Here is a 17552-nt window from a genome sequence, read left to right on the forward strand (position 1 = left end):
GCAAAAAATAGCGGCTTTTAGCCGCTATTTTTTTTGCAAGTTCTAACAATTAAAATTGCTCTCTTCCTGAAAAATGAAATGCACTTTCAATAGCTGCATTTTCATCGCTATCACTTCCGTGAACAGCATTTTCTCCCATAGAAGTAGCATATAATTTTCTTATAGTACCTTCTGCAGCATCAGCAGGATTAGTAGCACCTATAAGTGTTCTAAAGTCTTCAACAGCATTATCTTTTTCTAAAATTGCTGCAACGATAGGACCTCTAGTCATAAATTCTACAAGTTCACCAAAAAACGGACGCTCATTATGAACAGCATAAAAAGCCTCTGCATCAGCAGTAGTCATTTGAGTCATTTTAAGCGCTACAATGCGAAAACCTGAAGCTGAAATTTTTTCTAATATTGCGCCAATGTGTCCATTTTCAACACCGTCTGGCTTAATCATGGTAAACGTTCTGTTTGTTGCCATTTTGTTTTGTTTTGTATCGACCTCCCTTAAAAATTTAAAGACCGAATTTTTGTTTTTAAAATCGCTGCAAAAGTAATTCTTTTAATTAGAATTAGCCATTTGCATACTTACAATTAATATTCTTGATTTAACTCACTTAAAATCTGATCATTAATACCCATAATTTTGAAATTAACTAAATTGTTTTTAAGATCTAGCGTTAATAAACCATAACTACGGTCACTTATAACTTCGCCTATTCTATATTTATTTGGCTCTCCCTTATACGATGTGTATGAATGTGTTAATCCGCTTGAAGTAAAATCAATTAATGGATATTCTAATCCTGAAATCTCTTTCTTTGAAAATTCTGAAATATGACGATCACCACTAAGCAGGATAACATTGGATGCATTTCCACTTTTTAAAAGATTTTCAAATCGCGTCACTTCCCCAGGAAAATTTCCCCACGTTTCAAAACCGTGTTCTGCACTTAAAAACTGAATACTACTCATGACAATACAATAGTCTGATTGTTGATTTAGTTGTTCAGTAAGCCATTGCCATTGCTCTGCTCCTAAAACGGTTCCTTCTCCATTCGCATTAGGTACATAACGCTTACCAGATTTTCTGTCATCTGTCAATTCTGTTCTAAAATAACGGGTATCTAGAACTATAATCTTAATCAACTTATCACCTAGCTGATAATCTTTAGCCATATATACGCCTTCTTTATTTCTAATTTCTGAATCTTCAGGGACATTTAGAAAATCTAGAAACAGCTTTTGGCTCGATTGCTTTTTACTATATTCTGCTCCACCATCATTTATACCATAGTCGTGATCATCCCAAGTTCCTAAAATTTCAGTTTGGGCAGCAAAAGACTTATAAGTATCGTTATTCTTTTGTTTAGAATACATCGCTTCCATTTTCTTCATATTATCGGTATCTGCGTAAATAACATCTCCTCCCCATATAAAAACATCCGGATCTTTAGAGGCAATATCCTCCCAGAACGGATTAGGTAAATCTACCCGATTGCAAGAACCGAATGCAATTGTAAATTTTGAATTGGCATCACTTTCCTGAGCAGTTAATGAACAAACTGAAAAAAGTAAAAAAAATGTAACAAATAAGGAGTTTTGAAATTTTGATATCATTCTATTGTAGTTTAAACAATCAAAATTACATTTTCTCATATTAACCCTATATCATGAAATCGTATATTCGCCTTCTATGAAAAAATCAGAATTACTACTACTTCAAGATTTATTATCTACTCCAAAAAATATAGTAATTATACCTCATAAAAATCCCGATGGCGATGCAATGGGATCTACTTTAGGTCTTTTACAGTATTTAAATAAAAAAGGTCACAGAGCAACAGTCGTAAGTCCTAACGATTATCCAAAATTTTTAAAATGGCTTCCATTTGAAGATTTTGTAATTAAATATGATCTTCAAAATCAACAGGCGCTAAGACTTATCAAGGAAGCTGATTTAATATTTACTCTTGATTTTAATTCACTTTCTCGTGTAGGAGACATGTCGGTGATCTTAGAAAAATCATCCGCCCAATTTGTGATGATTGATCATCACCAGCAGCCAGATGATTATGCCGTTGTTACTTACAGTGATGTTACTATATGTGCAACTTGCCAAATGGTTTATCATACAATAGAAATGCTGGGTGATAAAGACCTCATAGATGCTGATATAGCTACGTGCCTTTATACCGGTATAATGACAGACACAGGTTCTTTTAGATTTAGATCTACATCTTCTCTTACGCATACGGTTATTGCCAGCCTTATAGAAAAAGGAGCTGATAATGCATTTATACACGAGCAAATTTATGATGCAAATAGCTTCTCCAGAATGCAGCTTTTGGGGACTGCTCTCACAAATCTTAAAGTACTTCCAGAATATAGAGCCGCATATATAACTCTATCTCAAGATGAACTTGATGAACATAATTATCAAAAAGGCGATACAGAAGGATTTGTAAATTATGGCCTATCGTTAGACAATATCAAAATAGCACTCATATTTATAGAAAATAAACAAGAAGGAATAATTAAGATTTCTTTGCGTTCTAAAGGTGACTTTTCGGTAAATGAGATGTCACGCTCTCATTTTCACGGAGGCGGTCATACAAATGCCGCAGGCGGCAAAAGCGACCTCTCCCTTGAAGATACCGTTGCTTATTTTATTAGTATATTACCTCAATATAAAGATGCACTTAATGAATAAATATAATTTGCTCGTTGTACTCTTTGTCTTAGTTGCTGCTTGTAAAACCCCAGAAGCACGAAGACCCGTAAGTCAATCATCTGGTTCCTATGTTGACCTTTCCATTGAACGAAATAAAAAAATGAATAAGGCTCAGGAAGATGCTATAAAACGCATTATGGAAAATCATCCAGAAAATGAATACTTCACTTCAGATAAAGGGTTCTGGTATTACTATAACATTAAAGACACATTAGACCTAATTAAACCTCGTACCGGCGATTTGGTGACATTTAGTTATGAAATAAATTCGCTCGATGGCGAGCCTATAGTTTCTAAAGAAGAATTAGGAGAACAAACCTACCAAATTGAACAAAGCAATCAAGACTTAATATCAGGTCTTAAAGACGGTCTAAAATTAATGCAGGAGGGTGAAGTGGTAACTTTTCTTTTTCCGTCTCATAAAGCATTTGGATATTACGGTTTTGAAGATATTATTGGCTCTAACCTGCCAATTCAAACAAAAGTTTATTTAACCCAAGTTCAAAGAAATAATATTGAAAACTAATTATGAAAAAAGCATTCTTTTTTGCATTCATGATTTTATTAGCCTTTGTATCCTGTTCTGATGATAAATACCCAGATCTGGATAATGGCCTTTATGCTGAAGTAGTAACTAACAAAGGCACTATGCTTATTACTTTATTTTATAAAGAAGCACCGGCTACTGTAGCAAATTTTGTTTCTCTTGCTGAAGGTAATAATCCGCTGGCTGACTCGATTTATAAAGGAAAACCTTTTTATGATAATTTGACATTTCATAGAATTATAAAAGGATTTATGATTCAAGGTGGAGATCCTAGCGGAAATGGTAGCGGCGGGCCGGGTTACAAATTTCACGACGAATTTAGCCCTCATTTAAAACACGATACTATTGGGGTTCTTTCTATGGCTAATTCTGGTTATGGTACAAATGGTAGTCAGTTTTTTATAACAGATGCCCCTACTCCACATCTTGACGGTTATGACACAGATGATAAATTGAAAAATTGTGAAAATCCACAAATAGGCTGTCATACCGTCTTCGGAAAATTAATTTCAGGATTTGATGTTTTAAAGAAAATTACTGAAACCGAAATGGCCGATGCTCGCTCTGGTAAGCCAAAATCTAAAGTTACTATTCAGTCTCTAAAAATTATTAGAAAAGGTACAGAAGCCAGACACTTTGAGGCTCCTGAAGTTTTTACTGAAGAAATTGAAAAAAAGGCTAAAGAAAAAGAAGAGGCCCTTGCAGCAAAAGAAAAGCTTAAGGAAGACAAAAAATTAGCTTTTGAAGAGCAACGAAAGCGAGCAGATACTCTTGAAAGTGGTTTAGCTATTTTAATTACTGAAAAAGGCTCTGATGATAAACCAAAGCGTTCACAACTCGTGAAGGTGAATTATGCAGGGTATTTTTCTGATGGTGAGTTATTTGACAGCAATATTCAAGAACGTGCAAATGAGTGGAATATGCAAACCAGGCCTAAAGAGAGCATGTATACTCCTATTGAAATTCCATATGGTCCCGAAGCGCAGATGATAGCAGGGTTTAAGGAAGGTATTCAACAATTAAATTACGGGGACAAAGCAACTTTATTTATTCCTTATCACTTAGGTTATGGAGAGCGTGGATATAGAATAATAAAACCCAGAACTAATCTAGTATTTGAAGTCGAACTTATCGATGATCGGGAATCAAATTAATTAGTTGTTTTTAGTATTTCTATAGGGATATTTTTAACATTGCACGCATACGGTGTTAAGCTCTTCTAAAATATCTTAGTTTGTTTCTTAAAATATCTGTTATGGTATGTTTCTTTCTTAACCTTAAACTTCATTAAAAAAAGAAACCATAATGATTACATTTAAGAAAGATATAATTGCTTTAGCACTTACAGGTGCATTGATAGGTGGTGTAACTATGACAGCTAATGCTCAAGTAGCTCCAACACAGACCACAGCGCAAACACAAACAAATATAACAACTGCCGAACTAACTAAATTTGCCGGTGCTTTTGTAGACGTTCAAGAAGAGAATAAAGTTGCTCAACAACAAATGATGGGTATTATTCAAGATCAGGGACTTGAACTTGAACGCTTTAATGAGATTCAAAAATCTAAAATGAATCCAGAAGCTACTGTAGATGCTTCAAGTGAAGAATTAGAAAAGCATAAGGCAGTGGTGACAGCATTAGAAAGTATGCAACCTGAGTTAGAATCTAAGATGATGGCTATTATCGAAGATCATGGCTTAACTATGGATAAATATAAAGAGGTAGCACTTGCGCTTCAAAAAGATAAAGCGTTACAACAAAAATTTCAGCAGATAATGATTAAGAGCCAGACTCAAGGCTAATTAGCACTTTGTAATTTATTAAAAAAGGGAGATGCTAACGCATCTCCCTTTTATTTCATATAAGAACTACACCTATTTTAAAGGTATATCTTTTAGTATCTCCTGAACAAATTTCCAGAATTTTTGTACCGAAGTAATACTTACTCGCTCATCTGGAGAATGTGCTCCACGTATTGTTGGGCCAAAAGATATCATATCCATATCAGGGTAATTTTGACCTAGAATTCCACATTCCAGACCTGCGTGACATGCTGCTACATGCGGATCTGTATTATTAATTTGTTTGTATTTATCAACGAGCACTTGTAAAATAGGACTTTCCATATTGGGTTTCCAACCCGGGTATTCACCAGACAATACAACATCACAGCCTATTAATTCAAAAACACTTCGCAGCGTATTAGCAAGATCGGTTCGTGATGATTCAACCGAAGATCTAGTGAGACATAGTACTTCAAGATTACCCTCTTTAACAGATACCCGAGCTACGTTATTTGATGTTTCAACTAGATTCTCAATATCCGGACTCATTCGATATACTCCATTCCAGGCAGCTTGTATTGCTTTTAGGAATCCCTCTTGAACACTTAAATTCATTACACGCTTTGGCAAATCTATTTTTTCAAGGGTAATTTTTAAATTAGGCTCAAGCGTTTTATATTCTTCTTTAAGAACAGCAGAAAACTCCTCTATATCAGCCTTAAAAGCCTCGTCATGTATAGTATCTATACAAAATTTAGATACACTCTCTCTCGGAATAGCATTGCGTAATCCACCGCCAGATATTTCTTCGATACGAAGACCATAATTTTCAAAACCATCAAGTAAAAATCGATTCATAAATTTATTAGCGTTACCTAAACCTTTTATGATTTCCATTCCCGAATGACCTCCTTGTAAACCATTCACGATAAGTTGGTATCCAGTCTTACCCTCTTCTACTTCCTCAAGACTATAAGAACGGGTTGCAGTTATATCAATACCACCAGCACATCCTACTCCTATCTCATCATCTTCTTCAGTATCAAGATTGAGCAATATATCTCCCTTGAGAATACCGCCCTTCAGACCCATTGCACCTGTCATTCCAGTTTCTTCATCAATTGTGAAAAGAGCTTCAATTGCAGGATGAGGTAAATCAGTACTTTCTAGTATAGCCATTATTGTAGCAACCCCTAACCCATTATCGGCACCCAGAGTTGTTCCTTCAGCCTTAACCCAATCGCCCTCAATTTTCATCTTGATTCCTTCTGAATCAAAATCGAAATCAGTTGCATTATTCTTTTGATGTACCATATCTAGATGAGATTGCAGTATTACCGCTTTTCTATCTTCGAGACCAGGAGTAGCAGGTTTTCTAACAATAACATTACCTACTTCATCTACAAAAGTTTCCAGACCTAGTCCTTCGCCAAATGCTTTCATAAATGCGATAACCCGTGCTTCATCTTTTGATGGTCTCGGCACCTCATTTAGATTAGCAAAGTTGCGCCAAATAGCTTGTGGTTGAAGTTCTCGTATTTCAATATTTGTCATAAAAATCTGTTTTTTGTAAAGGTACAGGATATCACTAATTAAAATGGTAATCTTGTAAACGTTAATCTTCGGTTAAGCGCTTTACCATTGTAAAAGGCTTAGCTATATTATATTTAAAATTTATATTATGAAAAAACTAGATGTAACTACAATAGAAAAAAATCTTGAAAATTTAAATGGTTGGGAGTATAAAGATGATGCCATACATACTTCTTTAGAATTTGAGAATTTTAAAGAGGCATTCGCAACGATGACACGTATAGCATTTGAGGCAGAATTACAACAACATCATCCAGACTGGACGAATATTTATAATACTTTAAACATAAGTCTATCTACACATGACGCTGGCGGAATTACTGAAAAGGACTTTAAATTAGCTCATACTATTGAAGATATTATAGGCGGGTAAAATTTTATTAATCCAAGTTTAAGGGAATGTACATTTCTGTTGAAATAACGCATTCTTAATACTGAATTTCGTTAAATTTACCCCCGTTAAAAATCAAATTATGGGAAGAGCATTTGAGTTTAGAAAGGCACGAAAAATGAAGCGCTGGAGCGCGATGTCTAAAGCTTTTACACGTATAGGCAAAGACATTGTAATGGCGGTTAAAGAAGGTGGTCCTGATCCTGACTCTAACTCACGTCTAAGAGCGGTTATACAGAACGCGAAAAGCGTAAATATGCCTAAAGACAATGTTGAACGCGCTATTAAACGTGCAAGTGACAAAAGTTTAGGTGATTTTAAAGAAGTGCTATTTGAAGGATATGCGCCTCACGGTATCGCTATTTTAATAGAAACTGCAACAGATAATAACAATCGAACAGTAGCAAATATAAGATCCTATTTTAATAAATGTAATGGGAATTTAGGTACTTCAGGTTCTGTAGAGTTTATGTTTGATCATACGTGTAACTTTAGAATACCAGCAGAAGGATTGGATCCTGAAGAATTAGAATTAGAATTAATCGATTTTGGTGCTGAAGAAGTATTTGAAGATGAAGATGGAATTTTAATTTATGGTCCTTTTGAAAGTTTTGGTGCTATTCAAAGTTACCTAGAAGAAGCTGGCCTCGAGATTTTATCAAGTGGTTTTGAGCGTATTCCTCAAGTCACAAAACAGCTAACTCCTGAAGAAGCAGAGGATGTTGAGAAGCTCCTAGAAAAAATTGAAGAAGATGAGGATGTACAGAATGTATATCATTCGATGGATGAATCATCTTCTGATTCTGAAGAATAACAAGCAAATAAGAGTATAAAGTTGATTATAAAAGACAAAAGCCGGTTTAATGCCGGCTTTTGTCTTTTATAATAGTTATGATTTACTTGGCAATATTTACAGCTCGAGTCTCACGAATCACAGTAATTTTCACCTGACCTGGATAAGTCATATCCGTTTGAATTTTTTGCGAAATTTCAAATGATAATGATGAAGCCTTCTCGTCATTAACCTTATCACTCTCAACAATTACGCGTAACTCTCTACCAGCTTGTATAGCGTAAGCCTTTTTCACACCTTGAAATCCAAAAGCAATATCTTCAAGATCTTTAAGACGCTGTATATAAGAATCTAGAACTTGTCGTCTAGCTCCAGGTCGTGCACCGCTAATTGCATCACAAACCTGAACGATAGGCGCTAGAAGTGTTTTCATTTCTATCTCGTCGTGGTGAGCACCTATTGCATTACATACATCTGGCTTTTCTCCATACTTTTCTGCCCACTCCATTCCTAAAAGTGCGTGAGGAAGTTCACTCTCTGTATCTGGTACTTTACCTATATCATGTAACAGACCTGCACGTTTAGCAAGTTTAGGATTCACACCTAATTCTGCAGCCATTGTTGCACAAAGTTTTGCTACTTCTCTACTGTGCTGCAATAAATTTTGACCGTAAGATGAACGATATTTCATCCGTCCTACAGCTTTAATAAGTTCTGGATGGAGTCCGTGAATACCTAAATCTATCACCGTACGCTTTCCTATATCTACAATTTCCTGTTCTATTTGCTTCGTAGTTTTTTGAACTACTTCTTCAATTCGAGCCGGGTGAATACGGCCATCAGTAACTAATTTATGTAAAGAAAGACGTGCTATTTCTCTTCTCACACTATCGAAACAAGATAAAATTATTGCTTCCGGAGTATCATCTACAATTATTTCAACACCAGTAGCTGCCTCTATTGCTCTAATATTACGACCTTCACGACCTATAATACGTCCCTTAACATCATCACTTTCTAAGTTAAATACAGAAACACAGTTTTCTACTGCCTCTTCTGTACCTATACGTTGTATCGTATTAATAATAACTTTTTTAGCATCTTGCTCTGCAGTAAGCTTAGCTTCTTCCATTGCATTTTGAATGTATGCCATTGCATCACTCTTCGCTTGATCTTTTAAAGACTCTACAAGCTGTTGACGCGCTTCATCTGCAGATAAACCAGAAATTACTTCTAATTGCTGCACCTTGCTAAAATGCATTTTATCTATTTCTACCTGACGCTTTTCTACATATTCTAGACGTTCCTCGTAATCTTTTACTTTTTCTTCGATCTCCTTATTTAACTTTTTATTCTTGGCGATCTCACTGCTCACTTGTGACTCTTTGTCCCTTGTGCGCTTTTCTGCATCATTAATTTTCTTATCTCGGGAAAGTATTACTTTCTCATGTTCAGATTTTAATTCAATAAATTTCTCTTTAGCCTGTAAGATTTTGTCTTTTTTTATAGACTCTCCTTCACTTTTAGCTTCCTTGAGGATATTAGAGGCTTCTTTTTTTGCATTGCTCACAATTTGCGATGCGTTATTCTTTTCCAGCAGTTTTGCCAGTAAAAATCCTAGTGTGCCAGCGATTAAGATGACGCCTACGATTATAAGTACAGTATTTCCCATTTAGTTAGTGTATATATAAAAAAAGCCTACATTGGTCGGGTTTTGTGTAAACTCCTTAAATAAATCATAGGACTAACGAGCTGATCAAGAATCCGTTCAAAGACGGCGCGCTTTTACAACTCAGACTCATCCTTTTTAAAGAATATAGTGTTGAGTTTACCAAAAAATAATAACCAATGTAGGCAGTAAATTTCTATTTTAAAGAACGTTAGGATAATTGGCTTTTAACCAATAACTCAAGGTTTTTTAATTGTTGAATGGCTTCGGTATTTTCGCCACTTCCCTCGATATCCCTTTGTATTGTTTTAGATGCAAACTGTAAAGCACACATTGCTAGTACATCTTGTTTATCTCTAACGGCATAACTTTGCTCAAACTTTTTAATCATTTCCTCAATCTCTTTCGCTGCTTTACGCAATCCTTCTTCCTGCTGAGGGTTTATGGTTAAAGGATATACCCGATCTGCAATAGATAATTTTATTTTTAGATGATCAGACATATTCTTAACTAATCTGCTAATTGAGCTATACAAGCATCAATCTCACGCATCATAGTATTTATTTTTAGCTTGGTTTCCCGTTTATATTCATTACTGCCCAGCATTGCATTTGCCGTTTTAAGAGTGCTGTATTTAGCTTCCCAATTTGATACTAAAGTTAACAGTTCCTCCTGCTCTTGCTTCAAATTATGATTGGCGGTTTGTAAGACCTCATTCTCACGTTGAAGTTTCTGATAACGATGCACTAATTTGCTAATTACATTTTGCAACGCATCTACACGCTCCAACAGTTCACTCATAACCTTATTTTAACAATGCTTAGTCACACAAAGTTAACATTCGATGGCTAATATTACAATACATTCTATTTTATTTTTAAACATATTAGCATAAAGAGTCAATAAATTAAGCCTTACCCTATTAACTATCAAATACTTTAAGCTTTATATTATTTTAAAAATTTTAAGTGTTCTAATTCTATAATATTCTGATGAAAACTAGTTGTGATTATTTTAATAACACATAATAATCCCGTTTAGAAAATCTAAATCCAATTAATTATCTTAGCCGATCTATGAAAAAATCGCTATTTACACTTTTCTCCTTTTGTACGCTACTAGTACACGGGCAAGCAGATATTCCTAAAAATGATTTTATACCACCTCTAAAAATAACAACGGTTTTAGCCGGGAGTTTTGGTGAGCTGCGTAGTAATCATTTTCATAGCGGACTAGATATAAAAACTCAGCAGCGCACCGGTCTTGAAGTTATCGCAAGTGCTTCGGGATATGTGAGCCGTATAAAAGTTTCTCATTATGGCTACGGAAAGGCATTATATATAACTCATCCTAATGGCTATACAACAGTATATGGTCATCTCGATAAATTCTCTCCAGAACTTGAGACTTTTGTAAAAAGCAAACAATATGAGACTGAAAGCTATGAAATTGAGCTTTTTCCCAATCCCGACGAATTAGTTGTCTCACAAGGTGAACTGGTAGCGTATAGTGGTAATACTGGAGGAAGTGGCGGACCTCACGTTCATTTTGAAATAAGAGACAATAATGAACGCCCTATGAATGCGCAGTTATTCGGTATCGAGGTGCCAGATCATCGTGACCCAATAATTAATGATCTTTATGCCTACACCCTTTCAGATAGCAGCACGGTAAATCAGACCCAACAGCGACAAAAAATAAGTTTCTCTAAGCAACCTGATGGTACTTTCTTAAGTGAAAAAGTTAAAGCTTTTGGCGAAATAGGCTTTGCTATAGGAACCGTAGATATGCAAGATGGAGCTAATAATAATAACGGGATATATAAAATTGAAACAAATCTAAATGGTGAAACGCTTTTAGATTTGGAGATGGATAAATTTTCTTTTGCTGAAACACGCTATATCAATAGAATGATTGATTATGCTTTATATGAAGATAATAGAGTGCGGGTTCAAAAACTTTTTATTGAACGCAATAACCCGTTAAGTATTTTTAAATATGAAAAAAATAAAGGGATTCTTAATCTAGCTCAGGAGAACACAACTGCCATTTACACAATAAAAATTTCTGATTTTAAAGGAAACGCATCCGTTCTTGTAATTCCTATTGAAATAATTAAAGAACCTATACTATCTCCTTTAGATAAAAGAACAACACCATTTTTTGTTCAGGCTGACGCAAATCAAAGTTTTAATGTGGGGGATTGGAAACTTTTTATACCTGATGGAGCATTTTATGATGATTATTATCTGGACATCACAGCTAATACAGACGCGCTTCATCTGGATAAGGATGTAATTCCTGTACAGAAGTACATTAAACTCAGCTACAATGTGTCTGCATTTCAACCGGCTGATAGAGAGCGTCTCTATATAGGTAGAGTTAATTATAGAAGATTGTTACGTTATGAGGGAGCCACTCTTGAAGGAGATTATATATCTGCAAGCGTTAATGCACTTGGTGATTTTAAGTTAGGTCTTGACACAAAACCACCAAGAATTGAAGCTGTTGATCTTAAAGAGGGTAAATGGATTTCTGATTACAAAACCTTACAATTTAAAATTTCAGATCAAGATACCGGAATTAAAAGCTATCGAGGAACCTTGAATGGTAAGTTTATTTTATTTGAGTACGAATACAAGAAAAACTTGCTTACATACAATTTTGATGATGGCATAAGTGTTTCCGGAGAAAACACCTTACAACTCATTGTAACCGATAATGTAGGAAATAGTAGTACCTTTAAAACCACTTTCTTTAGAAAATAGCTTCTTGAAAATTCTATATTTTATAGCTTTTCTGGTTTATTCTGGCAGTTTGCTGAACCTTAATGCTCAGCAGGCTACAGTAAATGGAATTGTTTTTAATGAATATAATACTCCATTAGCGGGTGTAACCATTAGATTTGACGGTGGCGGTACACTCACAGATGAGTCTGGCTATTACCAATTAACACTACCGGCAGATAAAGAGGTAACACTTATTTTCTCATTTGTTGGCTTTAAAAGAATAAGCATCCCTATTTTATTAAATTCCGGTGAGCGCTTAGAATTTAACCCAATTTTGAGCCAGAATCGAGAGCAAATAAGTACAGTTACCATTTTTTCAGAAAATCAAAACAACCCAATTTTGAGTTTAAGTCCGCAACTCGTTCGTAAAATTCCAGCGGCAAATGCTGGTGTAGAAAGTATTTTAATGACGCTGCCAGGTGTAAATAATAATAATGAGCTAAGTACGCAATATGCAGTTCGTGGCGGAAATTACGATGAGAATTTGGTTTACATCAACGGAATAGAAGTTTATCGCCCCTTCTTAGTACGCTCTGGACAGCAAGAAGGACTTAGCATTATAAATAGTGATTTAATTCAAAAAATAGATTTTAGTGCTGGGGGGTTTCAGGCAAAATATGGTGATAAGTTATCTTCTGTTTTAGATATTACGTATCGAAGGCCGGTAGATTTTGCAGCAACAGCAGATCTTAGTTTACTGGGAGTTCAATTATCAGCTGAAGGTATCAGTAAGAATAAAAAATTCACTAATCTAACAGGAGTTAGATACAGAAATAACAGTCTTCTTGTTGGTGCTAAACAAACTGAAACAAATTACAATCCTCAATTTACAGATATACAAACCTACCTTACTTATCAAATTAACCCGAAACTACAAGTAGACTTTTTAGGGAATGTTGCGGTAAATATTTATGAGTACAAACCGCTTACTAGACAAACAAATTTTGGAACGCTTGACAATCCGATTGCGCTAGTAGTTAATTATGAAGGACAAGAATCTGATAAGTATGAGACCTACTTTAGCGCATTATCAGCTTCTTATAAACCTTCAGAAAAATTAAATATTAAATTAATAGGCTCTGCGTATCATACACTAGAACAGGAACACTTTGATATTTATGCGCAATATGCTCTAGGTACACCTAATTCTAATATAGGAGAAATAAATGCCGGAAACGTAGAGTTTACAGAGGCAATAGGATCACAACTTACCCACGCACGAAATAATCTCGACGCTCTTTTTTTAAACTTTCAAATTAAAGGGCAGTATGTAGATAATTCAAAATTGCTTGAATGGGGGCTGAAGTACACAAATGAGTCTGTAAGAGACCGTCTTCAGGAATATGAAATTATTGATTCCGCTGGGTTTTCTATACGACCTCCATTAGATCAATTTAAAAATGAACAACCTTATACACCTTATGAAGCGCCTTTAGAAGCTTTTAATACTATCGAGGCATACAACGATATCAATATTGACCGATTTTCGGCCTATTTACAATACAGTCAACGTTTTCAATTTAGAAATGTGAAAGCTTGGTATAATATAGGATTACGTTCGCAATTATGGCAAGTTCACACCATTGACGAGACTGCTACGCAACATATAATAAGTCCAAGAGCTCAAGTAAGTCTCAAGCCAGATTGGAAAAATGATATGGTATTTAGAATCGCTACAGGAATGTATCAACAACCACCATCATATCGAGAATTACGCGATAATTCTGGTGCTCTAATTCCTGATGTCAAAGCACAAAAAAGTTTTCATTTTATAGTATCAAATGAATGGAGTTTTGACATTTGGGACAGACCGTTTAAACTTACAAGTGACACTTATTATAAAGATTTATTTGATGTGAACGCATATACATTAGAAAACGTAAGGATTCGCTATCGTGCGTCTAATGATTCTGAAGCCTTTGCCTATGGAGCAGATTTTAGGCTTACAGGAGAGTTTGTACCGGGTACCAATAGTTGGATAAGTATCGGTATATTAAAAACAGAAGAAAATATTAATAACCGCGGATACAAATCAAGACCTACAGACCAGCTGTTTAAGTTTGGTCTTTTATTTCAAGATTATGTACCTAGTATTCCTGCATTGAAGTTATATATCAATTTGCTTTATCAAAGCGGCTTGCCTGGTGGTTCTCCCAGCTATGTTGATACTTATGACTATCAATCACAATTACCTTTTTATTTTAGAGCAGATACCGGTTTTTCCTATTCACTATTAAAAAATGAGGCAAGTTTATTTAAAGAACTAAATGTAGGTCTTGAAATCTATAACCTTTTTGATCGTCAAAATAGTATTACAAATACTTTTGTTAGAGATGCAGCAACACAGCAACAATATGCAGTGCCTAATTATTTAACTCCGAGGGTATTTAATATTAGCTTAAAGACAAAATTTTAATTAAGACATAAATTGCTTCAAAGTGTCTACAACATAATCTACTTCTTCCTTAGTGTTTTCGTGAGAAAAAGAAAATCGTACAGAAGGCTTATCTAATTTGTCATTTGCTAAAAAGGCATTAAGTACATGACTTCCTTGGTCACTTCCACTCTGGCATGCGCTTCCTTTTGAACAGGCAATACCTTTTAAATCGAGTTGAAATAAAAGCATAAGCGCCTTATCTGATGAAACCGGTAAACACACATTTAATAACGTATAGGTACTTTTGGTTCCATCATGGCAATTTCCATTAAAATGAACACCGGGAATTTTATTTTCTAGCTGTTCTTTAAAATACCATTTAATTTCCTCGATATGCTTTCGCTCTGCTATCATATTTTCTTGAGCAAGAATAAGTGCAGTTTCCATACCGGCTATATTATGCACAGGTTCTGTACCAGCTCTACTACCACGCTCCTGACCACCACCAAATATAAGTGGACGAATTTTACTGTTCTTACGAATAAAAGCAAAACCTATTCCTTTAGGACCGTGAAACTTATGTGCTGCAGCAGCAATAAAATCAATCGGAAGCTCAGAAAGATTGATATCAAAATGACCTACAGATTGCACCATATCACTATGAAATAATGCATTGTGATTTTTAGCAAGGGTACAAACAGCTTCAAGATCGAGCATATTTCCAATCTCGTTGTTAATATGCATTAAGCTTATAAGTGTTTTTTCTGAATTCGATTCAAGCAAAGACTGCAGATTATCTAAATCTACGCTGCCACATTCTTTTATAGCAACCATAGAAATTTTAACATCATAATTGCTTTGCAAATGCTCTACGACATGAAGAACTGCGTGATGTTCAATAGGACTTGTTATAATATGACGAACCCCCAGATCTCTAACAGCACTATTTATAATTAAATTATCTGCCTCTGTACCGCCAGATGTAAATATGATTTCTGCAGGTGTAGCATTTAGATAAGAAGCTATTGTTTTACGAGCCTGCTCAATGACAGTTTTTGCCTTGCGACCCACCGCATGAGTCGATGAAGGGTTTCCCGGTATATCCTGCATTACCTCCATCATTCTGGAAATTACTTCTGGGCGTATCGCTGTTGTAGCAGCATTGTCAAAATAAACTTGAGTCATACTTAATATTTAAAGTTTGCAAAATTAACTACAATAAAATTAATTACAACCTTCAGCCGTTAGTAATGTGCAATTCTCCTATTTTTGCGCTAAAGTTATTTTGCTATGAAGAAGTTTCTATATTTATTTTTTGCTGTGATAGTTATGGAGTCCTGTGATGATGGAGACTTAATTGTAACTTCTTTTGATTTTACAGATTTAGATATAAATTATTGTAGTACAGTAAATATTGATAGTGACGATACCGTAATCACAAATTATATATTTTACAAAATAAATAGTGAAACAAATGAATCGCTGGCCTTTACTTTAAGTACAAGCGATCCTATTTTAGAAGCTCCAAGCACTACTGGAGCATATACCTACAATTTAGGAAATAATGCAGATTCATTTATTTCATATCGAATATATAATGGAACTGTGGACTCAGATTATTTTTGTTCTAAAATTCCTCCTGCTTCTCCTGTTGTAAATCAAGAGTATATAAGTGATGAAGGAAGTCTTACCATAGTAACTGAAGGAGATTACAATGACAGAGATGGTATCGATTCTGAATATGAAATGTTATTGGAAGATGCTGATGGGAATTTAACTGAAGACCTTGACGGTGACGGAATTCCTAATATCTATGATTTTGATGATGATGGAGATAATGTACCTACTAATCAAGAGGGTGTTGTTCTTAATACAGATGGTTCTATCAATTATGAAGAATCTTTAGATACAGATGGTGATGGTAGACCTAACTTTATAGACAATGATGATGATGGTGATGGTGTACTCACCATTAATGAGGATGCAGATAAAGATTTAAACCCGAATAATGATACTACAGATATTTCAGTGGGGCAGGATTATTTAAATAATAATGTAAGTATTGATTATGGAGTAACTACATATCGTATTCACACGTATTATTTAGAAGATATTACACTAACAATTAATATTTCGAATGCTGTTTTTGTTAGTGATAATGGAGAAGAAACAATACGACAACAAACGCTATTTTTTGGCGAGTACAGTGCTCCAGATCAAACTATAACAACAACTCCTGCTTTTTAAAAGATAGAATTAATTCTGAAAAATAAAAACTTCAGTTGCTCCTAAACCATACTTCTGATAATCTGCATCATAATATTTTAAATTTTCATATCTAGAAAATAGATATTCTAATTCCGCACGTAATACACCCTCTCCTACTCCATGAATAAAAACGATGCGTTGTATCCTTTCTCTAATTGCAAGTTCTAACTTATGTCTAGCTGTATCTAGTTGAAGATTAAGTTTATCATGAGCATTCATCCCACGCTCTGAAGAAGTTAGATGATGAATATGCAGATCAACCTCCATTGGCGGCACAACACCTTTGACTTTTTTAGTAGGAATTTTCCTTTTGCTATATGCTTTTTCTTTTTCGTCTAAAAGGTCATTTAAATCTTCAGGAATTTGCACCTCAAAATCGCGATCTAAAATAACTTGATTTGTTGTTGTCCAGATTTCAAAACCTTCATTTGTCTGAAAGTAAATCCTTTCCTCTTCAATTTTCGTAATTACTCCAGATAAATCATCATCAATAAGTGAAATACGTTGCCCTATTTTTAAATTTAATTTCATAATATCATAAAAAACAATCGTTTAAAAGCTTCAAAATATCTTTTAAGTGTATTGCAAATCTCTTAAATTTTATATCTTTACAAA

General features: G+C 34.7%; 17 protein-coding genes and 1 other RNA gene. 9 read left to right on the forward strand and 9 right to left on the reverse strand.

Translation table 11 applies throughout. From position 1 onward, the window contains the following. Nucleotides 1–49 precede the first annotated feature (49 nt). Nucleotides 50–469 carry a nucleoside-diphosphate kinase gene (locus DSM00_RS05625; protein ID WP_128757049.1) on the reverse strand — a complete coding sequence of 140 codons (420 nt, stop codon included), beginning with the start codon at nt 467–469 and terminating at the stop codon, nt 50–52. 113 nt (nt 470–582) lie between these two features. Further along, a complete protein-coding gene (locus DSM00_RS05630) occupies nt 583–1608 on the reverse strand; it encodes an alkaline phosphatase D family protein (protein WP_128757050.1) in 1026 nt (341 codons plus the stop codon). 76 nt (nt 1609–1684) lie between these two features. Between DSM00_RS05630 and DSM00_RS05635 the strand changes: the two genes are divergently transcribed. The 4 genes from DSM00_RS05635 (at nt 1685) to DSM00_RS05650 (ending at nt 5075) form a co-directional block, all read left to right on the forward strand. Next, the gene (locus DSM00_RS05635; protein WP_128757051.1) at nt 1685–2701 is read left to right on the forward strand and encodes a DHH family phosphoesterase; all 1017 of its coding nucleotides are present in this window, start codon (nt 1685–1687) and stop codon (nt 2699–2701) included. Then, nucleotides 2694–3248: a gliding motility-associated peptidyl-prolyl isomerase GldI gene (gene gldI / locus DSM00_RS05640; protein ID WP_128757052.1), complete on the forward strand. Its 555-nt coding sequence runs from the start codon at nt 2694–2696 to the stop codon at nt 3246–3248. The genes DSM00_RS05635 and gldI overlap by 8 nt, the downstream gene beginning before the upstream one ends. A 2-nt stretch (nt 3249–3250) precedes the next feature. Further along, nucleotides 3251–4423, forward strand: a complete 1173-nt coding sequence (locus DSM00_RS05645; protein WP_128757053.1) for a peptidylprolyl isomerase — start codon at nt 3251–3253, stop codon at nt 4421–4423. 151 nt (nt 4424–4574) lie between these two features. Next, the gene (locus tag DSM00_RS05650; RefSeq protein ID WP_128757054.1) at nt 4575–5075 is read left to right on the forward strand and encodes a DUF4168 domain-containing protein; all 501 of its coding nucleotides are present in this window, start codon (nt 4575–4577) and stop codon (nt 5073–5075) included. Nucleotides 5076–5147: 72 nt separating this feature from the next. On the opposite strand, the gene DSM00_RS05655 is transcribed toward DSM00_RS05650, so the two are convergent. Continuing rightward, entirely contained in the window at nt 5148–6611 is a 1464-nt protein-coding gene (locus tag DSM00_RS05655) for an aminoacyl-histidine dipeptidase (protein ID WP_128757055.1), read from the reverse strand. Between the two features lie 127 nt (nt 6612–6738). Between DSM00_RS05655 and DSM00_RS05660 the strand changes: the two genes are divergently transcribed. Together DSM00_RS05660 and DSM00_RS05665 are read left to right on the forward strand one after the other, a co-directional pair. Next, complete coding sequence (locus DSM00_RS05660; RefSeq protein ID WP_128757056.1) at nt 6739–7023, forward strand: 4a-hydroxytetrahydrobiopterin dehydratase; 285 nt, start codon at nt 6739–6741, stop codon at nt 7021–7023. A 100-nt stretch (nt 7024–7123) separates the two neighbouring features. Continuing rightward, on the forward strand, nt 7124–7855 hold the full coding sequence (locus DSM00_RS05665) for a YebC/PmpR family DNA-binding transcriptional regulator (RefSeq protein WP_128757057.1): 732 nt from the start codon (nt 7124–7126) through the stop codon (nt 7853–7855). Nucleotides 7856–7937: 82 nt separating this feature from the next. On the opposite strand, the gene rny is transcribed toward DSM00_RS05665, so the two are convergent. From rny to DSM00_RS05685, 4 genes are all read right to left on the reverse strand, one after another. Beyond that, nucleotides 7938–9506: a ribonuclease Y gene (rny, locus tag DSM00_RS05670; protein WP_128757058.1), complete on the reverse strand. Its 1569-nt coding sequence runs from the start codon at nt 9504–9506 to the stop codon at nt 7938–7940. Nucleotides 9507–9554: 48 nt separating this feature from the next. Next, a non-coding RNA gene (gene ssrS, locus DSM00_RS05675) (6S RNA) lies at nt 9555–9662 on the reverse strand. Between the two features lie 52 nt (nt 9663–9714). Continuing rightward, nucleotides 9715–10005, reverse strand: coding sequence for a cell division protein ZapA (locus DSM00_RS05680; protein WP_128757059.1), 291 nt, complete (start codon nt 10003–10005; stop codon nt 9715–9717). Between the two features lie 8 nt (nt 10006–10013). Further along, entirely contained in the window at nt 10014–10304 is a 291-nt protein-coding gene (locus DSM00_RS05685; RefSeq protein ID WP_128757060.1) for a hypothetical protein, read from the reverse strand. A gap of 275 nt (nt 10305–10579) precedes the next feature. On the opposite strand from DSM00_RS05685, the gene DSM00_RS05690 reads away from it, so the two are divergent. Beyond that, nucleotides 10580–12271 (forward strand): M23 family metallopeptidase, encoded by a 1692-nt coding sequence (locus DSM00_RS05690; protein WP_128757061.1) that lies wholly within the window; start codon nt 10580–10582, stop codon nt 12269–12271. A 4-nt stretch (nt 12272–12275) separates the two neighbouring features. Then, nucleotides 12276–14708 carry a TonB-dependent receptor gene (locus tag DSM00_RS05695; protein WP_128757062.1) on the forward strand — a complete coding sequence of 811 codons (2433 nt, stop codon included), beginning with the start codon at nt 12276–12278 and terminating at the stop codon, nt 14706–14708. On the opposite strand, the gene DSM00_RS05700 is transcribed toward DSM00_RS05695, so the two are convergent. Beyond that, entirely contained in the window at nt 14709–15854 is a 1146-nt protein-coding gene (locus DSM00_RS05700) for a cysteine desulfurase family protein (protein ID WP_128757063.1), read from the reverse strand. It lies immediately after the preceding gene. A gap of 105 nt (nt 15855–15959) precedes the next feature. Between DSM00_RS05700 and DSM00_RS05705 the strand changes: the two genes are divergently transcribed. After that, nucleotides 15960–16916 carry a hypothetical protein gene (locus tag DSM00_RS05705; protein WP_128757064.1) on the forward strand — a complete coding sequence of 319 codons (957 nt, stop codon included), beginning with the start codon at nt 15960–15962 and terminating at the stop codon, nt 16914–16916. Nucleotides 16917–16925: 9 nt separating this feature from the next. On the opposite strand, the gene DSM00_RS05710 is transcribed toward DSM00_RS05705, so the two are convergent. Beyond that, the gene (locus DSM00_RS05710) at nt 16926–17468 is read right to left on the reverse strand and encodes a Smr/MutS family protein (protein WP_128757065.1); all 543 of its coding nucleotides are present in this window, start codon (nt 17466–17468) and stop codon (nt 16926–16928) included. Nucleotides 17469–17552 lie beyond the last annotated feature (84 nt).

The organism is Leeuwenhoekiella aequorea, assembly GCF_004104375.1.
Classification (GTDB): domain Bacteria; phylum Bacteroidota; class Bacteroidia; order Flavobacteriales; family Flavobacteriaceae; genus Leeuwenhoekiella; species Leeuwenhoekiella aequorea.